15 protein-coding genes are annotated in these 19,505 nt (G+C 37.1%); 9 read left to right on the forward strand and 6 right to left on the reverse strand.

The window, feature by feature from the left end; all coding sequences use genetic code 11:
- Window positions 1-172 precede the first annotated feature (172 nt).
- Complete coding sequence (gene aqpZ / locus BTO23_RS04055) at window positions 173-859, forward strand: aquaporin Z (protein ID WP_060991183.1); 687 nt, start codon at window positions 173-175, stop codon at window positions 857-859.
- Window positions 860-1,292: 433 nt separating this feature from the next.
- Here aqpZ and BTO23_RS04065 read toward each other — a convergent pair whose 3' ends face one another.
- The gene (locus tag BTO23_RS04065; protein ID WP_105062999.1) at window positions 1,293-2,318 is read right to left on the reverse strand and encodes a DnaJ domain-containing protein; all 1,026 of its coding nucleotides are present in this window, start codon (window positions 2,316-2,318) and stop codon (window positions 1,293-1,295) included.
- A 455-nt stretch (window positions 2,319-2,773) separates the two neighbouring features.
- On the opposite strand from BTO23_RS04065, the gene BTO23_RS04070 reads away from it, so the two are divergent.
- The 5 genes from BTO23_RS04070 to BTO23_RS04095 all read left to right on the forward strand — a co-directional run bounded on the left by BTO23_RS04070 (window position 2,774) and on the right by BTO23_RS04095 (window position 10,407).
- The gene (locus BTO23_RS04070; protein ID WP_105063000.1) at window positions 2,774-4,222 is read left to right on the forward strand and encodes a hypothetical protein; all 1,449 of its coding nucleotides are present in this window, start codon (window positions 2,774-2,776) and stop codon (window positions 4,220-4,222) included.
- Window positions 4,223-4,241: 19 nt separating this feature from the next.
- A complete protein-coding gene (locus tag BTO23_RS04075; RefSeq protein WP_105063001.1) occupies window positions 4,242-7,796 on the forward strand; it encodes a hypothetical protein in 3,555 nt (1,184 codons plus the stop codon).
- Window positions 7,793-8,128, forward strand: coding sequence for a hypothetical protein (locus BTO23_RS04080; protein ID WP_146107783.1), 336 nt, complete (start codon window positions 7,793-7,795; stop codon window positions 8,126-8,128). Before BTO23_RS04075 ends, BTO23_RS04080 begins: the two co-directional genes overlap by 4 nt.
- Window positions 8,125-9,498: a leucine-rich repeat domain-containing protein gene (locus tag BTO23_RS04085; RefSeq protein ID WP_105063003.1), complete on the forward strand. Its 1,374-nt coding sequence runs from the start codon at window positions 8,125-8,127 to the stop codon at window positions 9,496-9,498. The genes BTO23_RS04080 and BTO23_RS04085 overlap by 4 nt, the downstream gene beginning before the upstream one ends.
- A gap of 300 nt (window positions 9,499-9,798) precedes the next feature.
- Window positions 9,799-10,407 carry a DNA-3-methyladenine glycosylase family protein gene (locus BTO23_RS04095; RefSeq protein WP_105063004.1) on the forward strand — a complete coding sequence of 203 codons (609 nt, stop codon included), beginning with the start codon at window positions 9,799-9,801 and terminating at the stop codon, window positions 10,405-10,407.
- Window positions 10,408-10,506: 99 nt separating this feature from the next.
- Here BTO23_RS04095 and dnaK read toward each other — a convergent pair whose 3' ends face one another.
- Both dnaK and BTO23_RS04105 read right to left on the reverse strand, forming a co-directional pair.
- Entirely contained in the window at window positions 10,507-12,405 is a 1,899-nt protein-coding gene (dnaK, locus tag BTO23_RS04100) for a molecular chaperone DnaK (RefSeq protein ID WP_105063005.1), read from the reverse strand.
- Window positions 12,406-12,619: 214 nt separating this feature from the next.
- Window positions 12,620-13,039, reverse strand: coding sequence for an Hsp20 family protein (locus tag BTO23_RS04105; RefSeq protein ID WP_105063006.1), 420 nt, complete (start codon window positions 13,037-13,039; stop codon window positions 12,620-12,622).
- A 491-nt stretch (window positions 13,040-13,530) separates the two neighbouring features.
- On the opposite strand from BTO23_RS04105, the gene BTO23_RS04110 reads away from it, so the two are divergent.
- Window positions 13,531-14,367: a LysR family transcriptional regulator gene (locus BTO23_RS04110; RefSeq protein WP_105063007.1), complete on the forward strand. Its 837-nt coding sequence runs from the start codon at window positions 13,531-13,533 to the stop codon at window positions 14,365-14,367.
- A gap of 12 nt (window positions 14,368-14,379) precedes the next feature.
- Here the strand turns inward: BTO23_RS04110 and BTO23_RS04115 are convergent, their stop codons facing one another.
- From BTO23_RS04115 to BTO23_RS04125, 3 genes are all read right to left on the reverse strand, one after another.
- Window positions 14,380-14,757, reverse strand: a complete 378-nt coding sequence (locus tag BTO23_RS04115; RefSeq protein WP_061011336.1) for a RidA family protein — start codon at window positions 14,755-14,757, stop codon at window positions 14,380-14,382.
- A gap of 10 nt (window positions 14,758-14,767) precedes the next feature.
- Window positions 14,768-15,898, reverse strand: a complete 1,131-nt coding sequence (locus BTO23_RS04120; protein ID WP_105063008.1) for a threonine synthase — start codon at window positions 15,896-15,898, stop codon at window positions 14,768-14,770.
- A gap of 134 nt (window positions 15,899-16,032) precedes the next feature.
- Window positions 16,033-17,718, reverse strand: coding sequence for an amidohydrolase (locus BTO23_RS04125; RefSeq protein WP_105063009.1), 1,686 nt, complete (start codon window positions 17,716-17,718; stop codon window positions 16,033-16,035).
- Window positions 17,719-17,851: 133 nt separating this feature from the next.
- Between BTO23_RS04125 and BTO23_RS04130 the strand changes: the two genes are divergently transcribed.
- Both BTO23_RS04130 and BTO23_RS04135 read left to right on the forward strand, forming a co-directional pair.
- Window positions 17,852-18,739, forward strand: coding sequence for a LysR family transcriptional regulator (locus tag BTO23_RS04130; RefSeq protein WP_105063010.1), 888 nt, complete (start codon window positions 17,852-17,854; stop codon window positions 18,737-18,739).
- 54 nt (window positions 18,740-18,793) lie between these two features.
- A complete protein-coding gene (locus BTO23_RS04135; RefSeq protein WP_105063011.1) occupies window positions 18,794-19,459 on the forward strand; it encodes a hypothetical protein in 666 nt (221 codons plus the stop codon).
- The last annotated feature ends 46 nt before the right edge of the window (window positions 19,460-19,505 follow it).

The following is a 19,505-nucleotide window of genomic DNA, read 5'->3' on the forward strand; positions in this document are numbered from 1 at the left end:
AATAGGTGTTACAGCTCTTGGAATGATGTCTTAAAAATAAGAGTTGGAAATAAATTGAAATATAAAAGTGTCCATTTTGTTAATCATAACCTATATTTCATTTGAACAAGAACTTGGTTCGAGATGAAAATTTTTAGTGAAATCAAGTGATAATAACTATATAGGAATAATTATGAATAAATACATGGCGGAATTTGTCGGTACGTTTTGGCTAGTGCTGGGCGGTTGTGGTAGTGCAGTATTAGCAGCAGGTTTCCCTGACTTAGGCATAGGCTTTGTCGGAGTAGCGCTTGCATTTGGTCTAACAGTATTAACAATGGCATTTGCGATTGGACATATCTCAGGTTGTCACCTTAACCCAGCAGTATCTATCGGCCTTTGGGTTGGTGGACGCTTTGATGTAAAAGATCTCGTTCCTTACATTATTTCACAAGTTTTAGGCGGGATTGCAGCGGGTGGTATTTTATATCTAATCGCAAGTGGTCAAGCTGGCTTTGATTTAGCGGGTGGTTTTGCCTCAAACGGCTTCGGTGAACATTCTCCTGGCGGTTATACAATGACTGCTGCATTAATTACAGAAGTTGTAATGACTGCAATGTTCCTTATTGTCATCATGGGTGCAACAGATAGCCGTGCTCCAGCGGGTTTTGCTCCGATTGCAATTGGTCTATGTTTAACATTGATCCATTTAATCAGCATTCCTGTCACTAACACTTCAGTGAACCCTGCACGTAGTACAGCTGTTGCTTTATACGTTGGTGATTGGGCCGTTTCTCAGCTTTGGTTATTCTGGGTTGCTCCAATTGTAGGTGCTATCATTGGTGCTCTGATCTACAAAGTAATGGCAAAAGAGTCTTAGTTATTACTTTATCAAACTGTATTCATGTGGTTTGCTAATAAAATAAAAATGCCGATGATTGTAGTCATCGGCATTTTTTTATCAGTTATTTTGTACGATTGATGGAATGGCTACTTTTGGTTTATGTGTTCCATCTCAGCTAAATCGTATTCTCTAATATCGATTTTGGCATAATCGTTACAATTCTGACAAGCGTAGTATTTTGCTCCATCACAGTACTGATGTTGCAATACCATTGCTGGTTTTTTACACCAGTCGCAGTGACCTTCTAGATTAAACATATGACTTTCTCTACTTATAATACCAAGGCAATTAATGCTTTAATTTTTATATGTTAAGTTATTTTTATTACATTTTCATAACATATTTTAAAGGCAGTGATTTTATAGTGTCCTTCTAGATTGTAAAGATATTCAGCCAGCTTTGAGACCTTTTACAGTTTTATTTGGCTATAAGCCTTATTTATCTCAGTTAACATCACACCATCGGTTCCATGGTCAGGATGATGGAGCTGAGCAAGTTTACGATATTGTTTTTTAATATCTGAAGTATTACTTTGCGTTGTAACTCCTAATAATTGATATGGGGTGAAAATAGGAGCGCTAAAAGATGCTTTTTTTGTTGTATCTAATTCAATGTTTAAGCGCTTTATCGTGACTTCTTGAGCATCGGCTCTGATCTTTAATTTCTCGTTTGTATCTTGCAGTTGCTTGAGTTTTTCGTTTTGTAACGACTTGGCAAAATTAGAGTGCAATGGTGAATTTTCTTTATTTTGGTTCATTGCTTTTTTTAATCGCAATAATAAAAAAATCAAAATAACTATCATAATAGCGATCAGTAAATAACTACCAAAAGTGATTAATGCCGTTGGTTTTTCCATCTGAGTGATAATAATTGTTTTTGGCTCAGCTGTTGGTTCACTAAGTGTTGGTTGGACTGTTTCACTCTGAGGAGCGATTTCTTGTGTGTCTTGAGCTTGCTTCGGTTTCTGTTGTTCTTCGGCTAACGACTTCAATACTCGTTTATAACCAAGCATCGCTTCACCGTGACCATTATGAGACGCAATTTGATACCACAGTGACGCATTATATAAATCAACTTTTCCAGATAAGCCGTACTCATAAATCTCACCAAGATAGAATTGAGAAGGAGGGTTATTTTGTGTTGCTGCACGAGTAAACCAATAGATGGCTTGTTTACTGTCTTGAGCTACACCATACCCATTCTTATATATCTGACCTAAATTGAACTGTGCTGTCGTATTATCTTGCATAGCAGCTTGTTTAAACCACTGAATAGCATGATCAATATTAATTGGTCGATTAGTTCCTGATTCATACTCCATGGCGAGTTTTAGTTGTGCGCGTGCATCACCTAATTCTGCTTTTTCTTCTAAAGAATCGGCATGAATAGCTAAACTAAAAAGCAGAGTAATAATAAGCAGAATCGAACGAACCATAAATATAAAATTATTAACAATAAAAAGACGGCAACAGTGTAGCTATAGGGAGGTAGAAAAGTAAAGATAAAAGGTCTAGACAAGAAGGCATGTAACTATGAAATATCCCATTTACAAAAACAAGAGAAGCCGACCTAGAAGTTAACTATTGAGTTTGACCACCTCTAGCTTATATCTATATAACAATTTCAACTGTATTAATTTCGTGTTTGTATGTAGGGAATACCATGCTCTGTCGTTATCGCCTGCTTCCAGGTTACTCGCTTACTAAAAAAGATATTCCGTATCTTTTAACACCCAATGAATTTATCGTATTGGTAAGAAATACATCTACTCTTGTTTCCTTTCGTCGTTCTTTACCTGAAAAACTTCAGAAGAATAGAAGTATAAGTAATGCGCAAGATATACATGGTTTGACACGTAACTTAAGGCGATTAATAGAAAAGGGAGAATGGGTGGCTTTATCTCTTTCTCCTCAAAATAGAAGTGTTGAACAGTTACACTTGCCTGTTATGTCAGGTTTGCAGCAACGAATTGATCGCGTTCAAAATCCAACGAGTTATTCACGAATAAAAACAAGGCCAACACTAAGACACCAAGAAGTCCAATCAACCATACCTGTTATGGCAATAGAGAAACGAGCAGATAATAAAATAGTGGTAGAATTTGCAGGCCAATGGCCTAACAATGCTGCGTCTATTTCAATATCTAAGCTAAAAGGCTTAAATGAGAAAACCAAGAAGATACAAAAAGACAGTAAGCTTACTCATCGAAGCCTTGTTGAATTCTCTGATTTAGATACAACACCAAGATCTCTCTATTTAACGATCCCTAAAACGCACTCCGCTAAAGAGTTTAATTTTTTATTGGGTGAAGGCATCAGCCCAGTGAAAAAAGAAATAGAAATGGGAGAGTGGGATAATGTATTAGTGCCAGTGAGACCCTTGATATATGTCTCTGAAAAGAAAGAAAAGAAACAATTAGCAGATGTAATAAAAGGCTATATTTATATTTTTTGGAAACAGAGGTTGTGGCGAGAAGTCTTTGTAGATAAAAATAGTACCTTCAGTGATATCGATCTCGAATATTACCGTAATCTACCTGAAGAGCATGTAAATAAAAATTTAAGGAAAGCTGAAGGTTATCCGCTTCCACACCTTTGGTTGCCTTATAAAATCGCAGGAGAAGCTCAAACAGCAGATAAAGGGGTGGCTCTTTTATATAGCAGGGCTGCTCTCCCGTGGAATGTAATTAAAAATATCGAAACTGATTATGATTCATACAAAACATTAATATCAGCAGATGAATTAAAAAGTTACTCAGTGAATCAGTCATTTGATAATCAAAATAATATTGTAGCTATAGATCTACAAGAGTTCTCATCGCTTAATAAAAATAAGTTGAGTGATGCTTTAAGCGCACCAAGTCAAGGTTACTTAAACCAACAAAATAATAAAACCGCAGTAATTAGGTTAACCAATAATAGTGGAAGACTAGGTATTATATTAAGAGATCAATTTGATCAGCGTTATGCCAACATGGATTACATACTTGAAGCTGATGGAAAAACATACGAACGAATAACTGATGATCTTGGCTTTATACCTCTCGATGAATTTTCTGAATTAGAGAGTGTGTTTATTAATATGAAAGCAAATGAATACGATACTGATTTTTCAAATCGACTTTTTGTTGAGCTTGGTACCTTGCAATCATTGGAAGGTGAGATTGGCTTAAATCAACGATTAAAAAACCATGATTTTATGATAGCTGAGCACGGTAATATTGATGAGAGCCTTCAGAAGAATGCACTTAAAAATATGCAATATCATTGTGGTCTGTCGATGAGTGCGACCCGAAATGAAGAAACGATCAATTGGTTTGATTGCCATGACGCTGAATAATATAAGAGCTAGGGAAAGTATGAAGTCAACATTAACATCACAGCAACCAAAATTTGATGGATTGCTCGATCAACTTGAATATAACCGTGCGTTGATCTTACGACTTACTGATAAAAAAGAAGAGTTTGGAGAGAATGAACTTATAATTCAACGTGAGATCCGCCTGCGTTGTGATGAGCTTCAGCAGAAGCTAGATAATATTGAACGTTTAATTATCGGTCATAAAGAGGCTTTAGAAAATAGCCCCCAATTTAATGAAATAGGTAAAGACGATCTTAATTTTAATCTTATAAAGTTAAAACAACGACAACAAGATTATAAGGCTCTCTATCAAAACTCTGAATTGCAGAAAATAAAAACCGACAATGACGAATATTATCCGGTACAGCATTGGGAGCTTGAATTACAAGATAATAAAAAGATCCCTCCTTTTATACCAAGAGAAACTAGGCAGATTTGTACTCATAAAGCAGAGAATAAACTGAATGGAAAAGCGACCCATATAACGAGCAATCGAAAGGTTGATTATAGCATTGCTAATTTTGTTTATGCAGATGATGATTCGGCACTTGATAACCGATATGTTTGGTACTGGGAGGAAGAAAAAAATCATTATGCAGAGACAGGTGAAGCTAGTTGGGTGCCAACGAACCCTAACGTTGCGATAACTAACAGTTTTGGCTTTGCACAACCGATTTCAGTTATTTCATATCATTTGATGATGGAGAAAAATGAAGAAACTAAAGAGGATAGGTTACGTTTAGCAAAAATACTTTCAATACAAGCATTCATGATGCAGAGAGAAGGAGAAAATAATCATGCTCGGTATGGAATTTCATCTTCACCCATAAAGTTAACAACGAAGGCTCGCTTTTTTGTATACCCTTTAGATGAATCCCCTTTCTTGTCTAAATCAATGGAAACCCTTTCTTCCATAAAAAAAGAGGAAGCTAATAACGCTTCGTCGGGAGACTGTATTGAAAGTGTCGTAGCCTTTGGTGTGAGTCCTGATGATATTGATACACGTAAATACAGATACCAAGAATACCTTTATAACGGCAAGATTGCAGTTCATTGCACATTGCCAGAGTGGAATCATCGTTTGCGTAAAGTACTAAGTATTGTTCAGCGCCAGATTAATGAATATAACCTTGTGTTGAGTGCCTTCTACGTACGTTTATCTGCCTTAAATGAAATGATTGACTTGCTTAAGTTACAAACTGAATATCCATTTAAAGGTGTCGAGAAAATGGATTGGACTGCCTTGGCACTTAGTGGAATTAAAATGAAAGTGCTGGGCATGACATGGGATGTGTTCTTTCGTAATGAAGATAAAGAAAGGATCTTAGAAGCAGAAGATCGCGAGTCACTGTATAAGGCATTAGTCGCTTTAAGAAATGCCATGATGGAGACTATGGAAAACCCAGAGAGCACAATAAGTCCGCTTCATAATGCTCTCGCAAAAGAGAAAGGACACGTAAATTATAGTTGTGATCAATTATGGGATTTAATCAACTCTTCAGCTTTAAAATCTGAGCTACAGCGCTATGTCGAATGTGCAAAAGCAGCCATTAATGATGAATCACAACATGAAAAAATTAAAAATGGCTTTGCTCCCGGCCCTTATATGGTCGAAGAAGGAAATTGGGCATTAATTTTTAACACCATAGCCGAGTGTTATGCTGCGCTGTCTTCGTCTTCTAAGCACAAACAAAAATTATTTGATGAGGTTGTTTCACCAAGCTTAGATTCATTATTATCGATTGATCCCGAGCATGAATTGTATAAGCAGTTTGATAGTGTTTGGGCTAAGAAAAATGCAGGTTCAGCACAAGCTATTAATGAGGATGAAAATGGAATTTCGGTTGTTAATAAAAGTAATAGTTATATCAACGAACAGATTCGAGATTATTCTGATTTAATTCAAAAAAGAAGCAATAATCACTCAGAAACGTTATTAGATCGTATTTTTTCGGAGGATATTGTAATCACTTTTGAAAAAATATGGGATTTAAAAGGACTTGTTGTTCCTGGGCCTGGCTCTCCTTGCGTACTTCAGGTGATACTCTCTTGTTTTCAAAAAGAAATATTCTCTGATCTATATAAAAAAATTAAAGGAGATGCCGCGTATCATTTAAGGTTCTTTAATTCGGTTTCACGAGTTTTTAGGGTATTAGAAGTAACAAAAGGGAAATCGAGAGCCTTCGATTTAAGTGATATATTTAGAGCATTTGTAGTTACGCAGAATACACAGGGTAATAAAGAAAGGCGCTTTGCAGCAAGCAAGAGCTTAAAGCGCTATTCAGAAAACATAGCTAATGGTGATGGCGGATTGACCGATACATTTTATAAACACTTTGATGGCAGACAAAGTAAATATAACCAGTTTGCTTTTGCTAAAGTACTTTACGTATATTACAACTTAACCACTAATATTCAAATTGCGTTAAGCCTTGAAGATCAAGCAAAAGAGAAAGGGTGGGACAGTAATAGAGTTCAGTTAGAGTTAATTAAATCTACATTAACAGTCACTTCAGATACGTTAAGCATGGCAAAAAGTATTGCCGTAGTAGTCGAGAGGCTGAAAGTCACAAGTATTGCAAAAGGACATTTTGATTTCTCTATAAAGCTACTGGGTAGTTCTCTTGACCATTTGGCTAAAATATTAACGGTAGCGACACTTATTACCACAGCGATAGCCATTAATGAATATGATCCCGCAGATAGCGATGCTTTTTTAATGGCAAGTACCGCTTCTTTAATTGCAGATAGTCTACTGTTGTATGGTTGGATGGTGGGCAGTGGTGTTTTAGTGGTGGTAGGAACCGCAATTACTGTTTTAGTGATTGCTGTTGAATTAGTGCAGATGTATCAACTTGCTAATAGCGCAGAAGCTCAAAAAAGACTATTAACACTTTGGTCCCAGTTTAAAGAGGGCTTTGAAAGAGATAAAGTTATGGCTTTGATCAATAGTAGCGAGGTGGTAACGACATTAAGAGATTATCGTTCAGGGACTCCACTTGAACTCGATATTGATATTAAGTACAACAAATCAAAAGATGAACTGATAAAAGTATTACATAGCTCTCCATTTGATCAATTAAATAATTGTCAAAAAACCAAAAAAGAGGTGGCTATAGTTGCTGATAAGTTATCGGAATCAATGTGGGGCCTATTTATAAACAAAGGATATGTCGAACTAGGCGGTTTATCATGGAGAGCAGTTATTCCAATGTACTTATTGGGTTATCAAAAGGCACACATTGAATCACTGGTTACATTCGATACTCGCTTAGATGAATTTTCTGGAATAAAGAATATTTACGATATCATTAATTATTATGAGCAAGTCAAAAGTATCAACATAGATTTAGAGAACAATAAAGAATCTGCTTTTATTTCTATTCTAAATAGCAATGCAGAAAATCAATTTGACCGTATTCATGTAGCTACTTTGCTTGAACAAGGTGTATTTATTCCACCAAATAAAGAGGATCAGCGTTTCTTCTTAGATTCTGTTTGGCAACACGAAACTTATCGTATTCCAAAATTAAAGTCAGAAGGGTTTAAATGATGAATCTAAACAAAACCTTGGTTTCATATATAGGAGTATTGCTAATTGCGTTTAGTAGTTGCCTTCAAGCATCTCCCTTATCAAAAGAAGAGCAAGCTAAAGTTGTTATTTTAACATCTCCAACGGCTCAAAAATTACAAAAACTAGCTGACGATATTGGAATAGATGTTTACTTTTATGTCGAGGGTTTGACTGGAAATATAAGTACAAAAAACATTTTATATGTCCCAGCTTTGTTATCAGAAAATAATGGTACTATCGTAGGTACAGCGAGTATTCCTAGATTAAGTATATTATTAGATACTTTAGGAAAAAGGGCACTTATAAGATGAAAGAGAAAAGTAACTTAACTAGGCGCCGGAATCAAACGTTCTCTTTATTTATAGTATTCCTGTTGTTTACTTTTAGTAAGCTGCTTCAGGCATCTTCCTTATCAAAAGAAGAGCAAGCTCAAGTTGTTATTTCTGAATCACGAACTGCTCAGCAATTGAATAAGCTGGCTAGTAGTATTGGGACGGATATTTACTTTTATGTAAAAGGCTTAACAGGAGATACGGGAGGAAAAATTGGTAGAGGGGAAAGTATGATTTTTGTGCCATCTATAATTACATCTGATGGCGACCGCATTTCAAGCACTGCTTCTATTCCTAAAATTACAGTACTATTAAATGAGTCAGGTGAAGTAATTCATGCTATTTCTGGAGGGCGAGCTAAATTAAGTAAAGAAATATTATTTAATTTGAGGGATGTAGAATATTTAGGGTTGTGGGATGTCGACTTTCGATTTGAACATTTAGATTTAAGTCTATTTACTAAATTAAAAAGACTGAGAGTAACCGGTGGAGAGATAAAAACTCTTAGTTTACCTGAGTATGGAAAACTTACTTATGCAATTATAGAAAGTGGAACATTAGTTAATATTAATCATTTATCTCAGCAAAAAATACTGCAATATTTATATTTAAATGCAAAGGAAAGCATTGATTATAAATATTTAGAAAAAAATGAATCATTAACGCACCTGACATTAATGCTAAATATTCAAACTATTGCGATTGAAACATTAATAAATTTAAAAGAAGTCACGTTATATAATCCTAAAGCTAATGATATCGAAAATATTTCAAAGTTGAATAAATTAAAATATTTAATACTTAAATGGCCAGAGGATAGGGGGATATCTACAGTGACATTACCGAAGTCATTAGAGATATTAATGATAATGAACCCTTATCGATATTCATTAATGCCATTAGTAAACTTACCTAACTTAAAAGAAGTTACCTTTAATGGCGGTGATATTACTCAAGTCCCTATACTAGAAGACTTGCCTGAGTTAGAAACATTAGAGATTTCTGACAGCAAGTTAACGTCATTAGACGGTATAGAAAAACTAACAAGCTTAAAATACGTCAGATTTGAAAAGAATGAAATTACTGATATATCAGCACTTTTTCCATTAGAGAGTCTGGTTGAAATTGATTTATCCGATAGTAAGTTTAAAAGACTAGGGTATATAGGGAAAAAACCACACCTTGATATGATCAAGCTAAGTGATAGTGAACTGGAAAGTGTTGATTTTGATGCGATAGCTAAATACCCATATTGTTCTATTTCGATTGAATTTACGCCGTTTGAAATGAATGCATCCGATGATGATCTCAATAAGATATATAACCTATGGGAAAAAGGGCACTTATAAGATGAAAGAGAAAAGTAACTTAACTAGGCGCTGCAATCAAATTATCTCTATCATTTTGTTGCCTCAAGTTCTGCATCGAATGTGGATAGAGTTTAACGATGGCGTTGTAACTAATTTGGATTATATATATCTGCTTTTATTAGCTTGGATTATACAAGCCTTTATATCCCCTTTTCTTTTTAGAAAAGAGATTGAGTAGAATTTATTTATGAATAGGAGATTAATCCCTTAGCTGCTTTTTCCCCTCACTTCGCATAAAATTCAAAAGAGATAATCATGTCAGTGTAGGAGTCGGTGAGTATGGATGAACAAACAATAAAACAGGGATTAAAAGCGCTCTGTTTGATAGATAAGGAGTTGGAAGCCGCAATGAAAATCCAAGGTTATCCATCACCGAGAGTGAACCCTCATGGTTTTGATGCTTTCTTATCTATTATCGTTAGTCAGCAATTATCAACTAAAGTGGCGGCGGTGATAATGGGGCGCTTAGTTGACTTGTTGGAAGAGGTTACTCCTGAACGTTTGCTGGGTGTTGAAGAGCAAAATCTTCGAGATGCCGGTTTATCTTGGCGCAAGATTGAATATGCAAAAGGGTTAGCCTTAGCGGTTCAATCTGGGAGTCTAGATATTGATGGGCTAAAGACATTAAGTGATGAAGACGCGATTACTGCAATTACCAACCTAAAGGGATTTGGCCGTTGGAGTGCTGAGATTTATTTGATGTTTTCATTAAGGCGACAAGATATTTTCCCTGCGGATGATCTAGGGGTATTGATTGCGTTAGGAAGACTAAAGGGACTTACTGATAAACCAACACCAAAACAAGCGAGAGAAATGGTAGAGCATTGGCGACCATGGAGGAGTGTCGGCTCGTTATTCCTTTGGCAGTATTATCATAAAGATACGTAGCTTCTTATTTAAATCCGAGAAAAAGGGCGTATGAGTTTCCTCTATACGCCCTGAATCTACATTATTAATGTCTAGGTAGTTTTGGTGTTGAGTAAGATATTATTTTACCTCTTCAAATTCCGCATCTACGACATCATCTTCTTGCTTAGGTTGCGCTCCTGCGTCAGCACCTTGTTGTGCTTGAGCTTTCTGTTGAGCGATTTCCATTAGCTTTTGTGCTGCTTGCATTAGCTCTTGAGTTTTCGCATCAATTGCTTCTTTATCATCGCCTGACTTAACGTCTTCTAGTGCTTTGATTGCTGCTTCGATTTTTTCTTTCTCGTCAGCTGGAAGTGCATCGCCTGCTTCTTCGATTTGTTTCTTCGTACCGTGGATCATTTGATCCGCTTGGTTACGTGCTGTTACTAGCTCTTCGAACTTTTTGTCCGCGTCTTTGTTCGCTTCAGCTTCTTGTACCATTGCTTCGATTTCTTCAGGAGTTAAGCCACCAGATGCTTTGATAGTGATCTTTTGTTCTTTACCCGTTGTTTTATCTTTTGCTGATACGTTTAAGATACCATCAGCATCTAGATCGAATGTTACTTCGATTTGTGGCATGCCACGTGGTGCTGCTTGAATACCTTCTAGATTAAATTGACCTAGAGATTTGTTGTATGTCGCTTGCTTACGCTCACCTTGAAGTACGTGAATTGTTACCGCACTTTGGTTATCTTCAGCAGTTGAGAACGTTTGGTCCGCTTTCGTTGGGATTGTTGTGTTCTTCTCGATTAGTTTCGTCATTATGCCACCCATCGTTTCGATACCGAAAGACAGAGGAGTAACATCAAGAAGAAGGACATCTTTAACGTCACCAGCCAATACACCAGCTTGAACGGCTGCACCCATTGCGACTGCTTCATCAGGATTCACGTCACGACGCGCTTCTTTACCGAAGAAATCAGCAACTTTAGCTTGAACCATAGGCATGCGTGTTTGGCCACCTACTAAGATAACATCAGTGATCCCATCAATAGATAGATCAGCATCTGCTAGAGCTACTTTTAATGGTTCAAGCGTACGAATTACTAGGTCTTCTACTAGAGATTCCAGTTTTGCACGAGTCACTTTAACGTTCATGTGCTTAGGACCCGTTGCATCAGCAGTAACATAAGGAAGGTTTACGTCCGTTTGTTGCGCTGAAGACAGTTCAATCTTCGCTTTTTCTGCTGCTTCTTTAACTCGTTGCATAGCCAGTGGATCATTTTTTAAATCAATGCCTTGTTCTTTTTTGAATTCATCAACTAAGAAATTGATCATACGGTTATCGAAATCTTCACCACCTAGGTGAGTGTCGCCGTTTGTAGCAAGTACTTCGAAAGTTTGCTCGCTATCAACGTTGTCGATTTCAATAATAGAGATATCAAATGTACCACCACCAAGATCGTATACCGCGATAGTGCGCTCGCCGCCTTTTTTGTCTAGACCGTAAGCCAGAGCTGCTGCGGTTGGTTCGTTGATGATACGTTTAACATCAAGTCCAGCAATACGACCAGCATCTTTGGTTGCTTGACGTTGAGCATCGTTAAAGTAAGCAGGAACAGTAATTACCGCGCCAGTTACTTCTTCGCCTAGGAAATCTTCCGCTGTTTTCTTCATTTTCTTCAGAATTTCAGCAGACACTTGAGGCGCAGCCATTTTTTGACCTCGCGCTTCAACCCAAGCATCACCGTTATCAGCTTTAACGATTTTGTACGGCATGATTTCGATATCACGTTGAACTTCTTCGTCTTCAAAACGACGACCGATCAGACGTTTAATCGCAAACAACGTGTTTTGTGGATTAGTAATCGCTTGACGTTTAGCTGGCTGACCTACAAGAGTTTCGCCATCTGTGTAAGCAATAACCGATGCAGTTGTACGTTCGCCTTCTGCATTTTCTAAGATACGTGGTGTGTCGCCATCTAAAACAGCAACACAAGAATTCGTTGTACCTAGATCGATACCAATGATTTTACCCATAATAATTTTTCCTTTGAATTCGCATTAGTTATTTTAATGCAAATAATTTAAATTTGATGTTTTTAATAAGCGTAAACCGAGTGTGTATTTACGGAGCTACGCTATTCTCAATGAAATATGATGATGCTAATTCCCGTGAATCAATAGGTGAGGGCTGTATTTTTAATTGTAAATACAACGTGTTATTACTGCCTATGATTAACGGAAATAGGTGTTATTTGTTAATTGAAATCTTACGTGCTTGCATCGGCTCTGGAACTTCTCGAACAAGATCGATATGAAGTAATCCATTTTCCATGCTTGCTGCAGATACGGTTACATAATCAGCAAGTTGAAATTTTCGTTCAAAGTTGCGCTCTGCAATGCCTTGATAGACGTAAGTTGGCTTTATTTCAGATGAAGTAATGTCACCTGACACAATCAGCATATGTTCATTTTGAGAAATTGTTAACGAATCTTCAGAGAAACCAGCAACAGCCATTGTTATACGGTAGTTGTTCTCGTCTTTCTGTTCGATGTTATATGGTGGGTAACCATTTTGAGATGGTTTGTTAGCGCTGTTTTCTACAAGATTAAACAGACGATCAAAACCAATGGCATGACGGTACAGGGGAGAGAAATCGATATTACGCATAATACTATCCTTTAAAATAAGCAATAGTTCTCGACGCACTAAGCGAGGAGAAAGAACTCATATTCAGAGCCAATGTAGACTCATTAATGACATATGGTTCAGGATTAAATGTTAGAAACAACGCTACTATTCTTTAGTAAGTAATCAATAGGGTTATTTCATTTTGATAACGTTTTGTTCCCTATAATAAGGCGAACCAGTTACCGATGAACTCCAAATAGCAATTCATGTAATCAATATATGCTTCCGAAACTTTGGTGTCAATACTTTGATTAGAAAATTTAATGATTATTTTTGTGGTGGGATAACGATTGTTTAGAATTCTAGCTTGAATCCACTTTTTCTAATTATGAATTTACTATTTATAAATGTGTGTTGAAGCAAATTTTTCCATCTTAAACATTGTTTTATGCTGAGGCCTTCCTCTTTACAGTGTGTATGAAATGTAGATAAACTGACTTAATTATTCCTGATTTTCATAAGATAATGATATGTTACTTGAAGGTATTGAAACACTTTTGGTTTTAAGTAAAGAAAAAACAATGAGTCGTACGGGTAGTGTACTTTATCTTAGCCAATCAGCGGTTAGTAAGCGCATAACTAAATTAGAAAAGCGTCTGGGGAAAAGGTTGATTGAGCCGGATGGTCGCTATGTAACTCTTACCGCTGATGCTAAAGCGTTAATTAAGAACATTGGCCCGACGTTTAGTGAATTATGTGGCCAGATATATGAACAACAAGCGTTAGCTGATGATTCTTTACTTCGTATCGATTGTTCAGAAACACTTGTTGCCGGCTATTTTAGTCCTGCTTTATCACTCTGCTTTCAAGAAGATCCTAATTTAACTATTACAACAAATCATACCCCTCGAATAGTAGAACATGTTAAATCAGGAAAGGCGACGTTGGGATTATGTGCCGGTTATTTACCTTCTGGGCATGGTTTATTAAGCTTTCACCTTTTTGATGAGCCATTTTATATTGTAAGTAGTACACCTTTAGACAAGTTACCTAATGCACTAATAACAACAGATCTGACAAATAGTGCAAATACTTACCAATCCGCTATTTTAGATGCATTAAAGGTGAGTCCTGTTATTGAGTTAGACTCATATACTGCAGCAGCCCACTTGGCACTTCAAGGGACCGCACCTGCACTGATCCCTCTTTCTGTAGTAAAAGCTTTGAATATAGAGAAGCGTCATTTATACCAATACAGTGAGCTTGAGCCTCTTTTTAGACCCATTTATATCTGTATTAGACAAAATAACTTTCGTTTGGATCGTATCCAGAAAGTCGTCGCAACGTTATCTGAAATATCGCTTTAAATACGTGATGAGTTATTCACATAGGGCGATACAATCAAGCTCTATTTTTAATCCAAAATGCAGTTCTCTCGTTGGTACAATTGTTCTTACTGGCTTGTGATGTAGAAAATATTCTTTACAGATGGTGTTCACGATACTCCACATATCAACATCCGAAATATAGATAACGAGCTTTATCACTTGCTGAAGATCCGTTCCTGCTTCTTCAAGTATTAATCTTAAATTATCTAATACTCTACGGGTTTGTTGTTCTACATCACCCGTAATTTTTTCTCCGGTATCCGCATCTATGGGCAGTTGGCCTGATACATAGACTAGTCCATTACAAACTATCGCTTGAGAATAGTGCCCGACAGCCTTTAAAGCATTATTAGTTTGTATAAATTTCATTAGTATCCCCTTAGTCGATTAGAACATTGATTAAGTGTTCAATAGTGTTCGTTGCTTTAAGGCCGTTTCCTGTTATCACACCTACCGTTACCTCTTTAGCATTGATTTCTCCTGTTTTGAGAAGGTGAGCGATGCCAGCAAAAGCGGTAGCAGAGGTGGGTTCGATAAAATATCCTTGGCTACCCATTTCTTTTAATGCTAATTGGATCTGTTGTTCACTAACGCTGATAAAGCACCCTTTAGAGCCTCGAACAAATTCAACGATTTCTTTTAGGCGGGATGAACGTTGGATCTTGATGCCTTCTGCTATCGTGTTTAATGACGTTATTTCAATATCTGTATTATTGAATACTTGAACAAACGGTTGGACGCCTTCACTTTGAACACCAAAAAGACGAGGGAGTTTATCTATTTCACCACTTTTTAATAATTCTGAGAAACCAAGGTATGCGCCTGCTAATAAACTTCCATTTCCTGCGGGAACGACAAAATTATCAGGTGCTTTATACCCACACTGTTCCCATATTTCATAGGCGATAGATTTTACGCCTTCAATAAATAGAGGGTACCAATTATGCCCAACATAATAACTTCCATGTGTTTTGGTACTTTCCATTGCAGCCGTGGCTACATCTTCTCTTGTTCCTGTTATTTCGATGCAATTAGCGCCGTATAATCGGGTTTGTGTGGTTTTTCCTAAAGAGGTTCCCGCAGGTACAAATATATTGCATTCCATTTTTCCTTTAGCCGCATAGCCGGCATAAGCGCTGCCACCATTACCGCTAGAGTCTTCAGCGATGCTATTTATGCCATGATTTTTAAGGTAGTTGATAACCAGAACAGCTCCTCGGTCTTTGAAGGATCCCGTTGGTTGCAAGGAGTCCATTTTAACTAGTATTGGAACCCCTGATAGTTCAGCTTGAGTAAGTGGTGTTATAGGATTATTGAAAGACACTTGGATATCATGTTTTTTTATTGGAAAGGCATTGGAATAACGCAAGAATGTAAACTCATTACCTATCAGGTCATTTTTACTAAACGAAGATGTTGGTTTAACCCATAAAGCGGAGCCACATGTGCATTTAATTAATTCAGGTGCAGGAGAGTATTCTTTGTTACAGTTCATACAAATATATTTCATAGATAGTGCCTTCTAAACCCAGTATTGTTTAGAAGGACTTTACTGATTTTTTGCTAATGTTATAACGGAAACGTAGGCATTTATTCTATTCCTAAATGGTATTGGTTAAGAGTGGCGATTCTATTGATATGGGGTTAGTCATCATTATTTACATACACCGTTTTTCCATCTTTAATGGTTTCTAAAACAATGATGTCTTTTATTTTCATAGGATCAACCTCAAGTAAGTTCTCATTTAAAATCACCAAATCGGCACGTTTACCTACTTCAATCGTTCCTTTGCTTTTTTCTTCAAAGTTTTGATACGCGGCATTAATCGTAATGGCTTCTAATGCTTGATATGGCGTGATTTTATGATGCTCACCTAGTGTCTGGTTGCTTCGAGTTACACGGTTTATCGCACTCCACATATTGGTCATCATATCTGGGAACAGTACAGGGGCATCCATGTGGATGGTAAACATCAGATCATTAGAATTTGCCCAACCCATCGGTGATATATTAGATGCACGCCAAGGGCCTAATACAGAATCACGGTGCCAATCTCCCCAAAAAAAGGTATGAGCAGGGAAGAAAGAAGGGATCATCTCATTTTTCTTCATGCGTTTAATTTGGTCTAAACGTGTTGTTTGAGCATGGATAACCACAGTTCGACGATCTTCTTTACCATATTTCGCATCAGCAAGCTCAACCGCATTTAATAGAATATCTGCCGACGCATCGCCGTTACTGTGGCTTAGGATCTGAGCATTCACTTGATACGCTTTATCCACCCACAAATTCATCTCTTCTTGGGTTAACACAGGGTAACCATGGTAATCATAAGCGTGGCTGTGTGGTGGCTCAAAATATGGCGTTGAGAGATAAGCGGTTTTTCCTTGTGGAGAACCGTCTCCCACCATTTTAACACCAGCCAACGTCAAGCCATTAATAGACGATTTCATGGGCATTAACTTTACAGCTTCTTCTAAATCAACCCATTTTGCATAAGCAAGCAGATCAATTTTTAACAAATCACTCTCTGCCATCGTTTTCATTGCATTAAGAGCTGGAAGTGTCGCTAAGCCTTCTTGTGTGGTAGTAATGCCGTAGCCTGCGTATAAGTCTTGAACCTTACCAAAACGACGAATCGCATCTTCTTGTGTCATTTCTGGCAAGTTTCCTAAAATAGGATAAATAGCAGACTCTTCTAATACACCAGTCAGTTCACCATTATCGTCACGGCGTAACACACCGCCATCTGGGTTCGTGCTTTGTTTAGTGAACCCAATAAAATTAAGGCCTTTACTGTTACAGGCCGCAAGGTGCCCTGAGATATGTACAGCGCAGAAAGGGTACTCTTTACTGAACGTATCGAAGAACTGCTTAGTTGGGTGTTGTTTCTCTTTTAACTCCGCATCATCATAACCAAAAGCAACATGAAGACTGTTTTTATCAAGGTTCGGTTGACTAAAATAGCGCGTCATTATTTCACTAATATCATCAAACGAGTTCACATTGCCCATTGGTGCAGGGTAGAGAAATGGGCTTTCAATTAAAGGAAGATATTGAGCAAAATGGCCGTGACTGTCGATAAACCCTGGCGCAAGGGTTTTGCCTTTTAAATCTCGAACTTGGGTATTTGTGCCTTTTTGCTTAAGGATCTCTTGGTTATTGCCTACCGCGACAATAATGCCATCTTTAATAGCGATAGCCTCTGCGCGATCAGATTCACCCGTCACCGTGATTACGTCACCATTGGTAAAAATCAGATCAGGTGAAGCTAACACAAAAGGTGAAACAAGAAAGCCTGCAAGTAAACTCAATGGGAACGTCTTCATAATGTCCTCTCTGTTTTTGCCATAACCATAAATTAAGTAATATCTTTTCATGGAATACCAAAACAAAGAAGTCAGTTATGATAGGGTATGCCTAACAAGTTGGATGGAAATATAAAATCAAAGGAGTGATTGAATGCATACATTAGAGCAAGTGAGCGCTTTTGTTGCCGTGTATGAACATGGCTCATACAGCAGTGCAGCAAGATATCTTGAAAAATCGAGAACTACAGTGCGTGAACACGTGGTGGCGTATGAAGATCTGTTAGGTTACTCGCTGTTTGTGATAGAAGGTAGAAAAGCGGTTCCAACAGAGAAAGCCAAACAGTTATACCATCGTGCGAAGCTAGTCGAAAAGCAGAACCGTTCTTTGTTTGTGCAAAGCCAAGCCTTATACGAATCGAATGTTCATACCGTTACGATTTACTATGATGTAATAACGCCACTAAACCTAATCACTCATATTGAAAAACGAGTGATGGATTATAACTCAGACATTATTATTAATTGGATGCATCGAACCAGACAAGAAGCGATTGATAAGCTTCAAGAAGGCGAATGTGATGTTGCCATCATGCCATATCGAGGGCAGTTGTTTGCTGAGAAAGAAGTGACATGGAAAGCGATGAAACCGATTCAAGTCAGTTGCTATGCAAGCGTTAATTCACCTTTGGCGTTAATTGATAATTTAAAACTTGAAAATCTGATGTTAGAGACGCAATACGTTACCGAGAACCTTGCTACTTTAAAATCGAATTTTACCTCGATTCAGGTTTCACCAAAAATGCATACCGTCAGTAATAACGATCTATTGTGTGAGTTAGTAAAGCAGAACGGCTGGACTATTATGCCAAGGCACTACATGAAGCCATACGTAAACCGAGGTGAGCTTGTCGAACTGAGCTTAAAAGAACTAGGAAATAACATGTCATTTGGTCTAAACGCCTTTTATTGCTATGGAAAGTCAGATATAGAAGTGTTTGGACTTATTTTGGAATGGATTGAAGAGTGGGGTGGTTTTTAAATCTTGATAACGTTATTGTGCTTTTTAATTACTTATAAAACGTAAGGATAATTTATGACAAGAAAAATAGTATTGGTGATTTTAACCGTTGTTTTGTTAGTTATAGTTGCTGGAGTCTATCGTTTTAATTCCACTAATGATGATATTTATGTCGTGAAAACCGATGATCAAGTCGTTCCTTTTGATACTACAAGCAACTTAGATTTTAAGAATAACGTCATGCTAACGTTATTTAGTTTTGATACCGACGATTATTGGCAGATCCAATTACCGGACTCTAAAGTTAAAGTTTCGCTAACCGAACTTACGGAATATGACGATGTTCACCTTGCTACTGGGAAATACCAAAATGGCGATGAACATGGCTTAGTCAGTTTAGATTATTATAAAATCACACCTTTAAATCTTGGTAATATTGGCGATGAGATGATTTTCTCTGCACCATTTTCTGTTACAAACCAAGGGACAGGAAATTTTTGGTACTTAGGGCTATTTAACTTAAATGCGAAAACAGGTGAGATTGAGCAAATAGATACATTATTTCTTGGAGACAGAATAAAATTGGAAGAATTGAAAATAGATGAACCTTTTGATGTTACTTCCAGTCTTCATGCCACTTATTTTGAGCACAGTCAGGAACAAAGCATGGCTGAAACACCAAGTAAAAAAGTAGAACAGCTTATAAAAGTATCGATTGAGGGCTTTCAGGATAAACAGTGAGTGTAATGTCGTATAGCAAAGATTTTATTCATTTACCTAGTTTTCT

The organism is Aliivibrio sifiae (assembly GCF_002954715.1).
Classification (GTDB): domain Bacteria; phylum Pseudomonadota; class Gammaproteobacteria; order Enterobacterales; family Vibrionaceae; genus Aliivibrio; species Aliivibrio sifiae.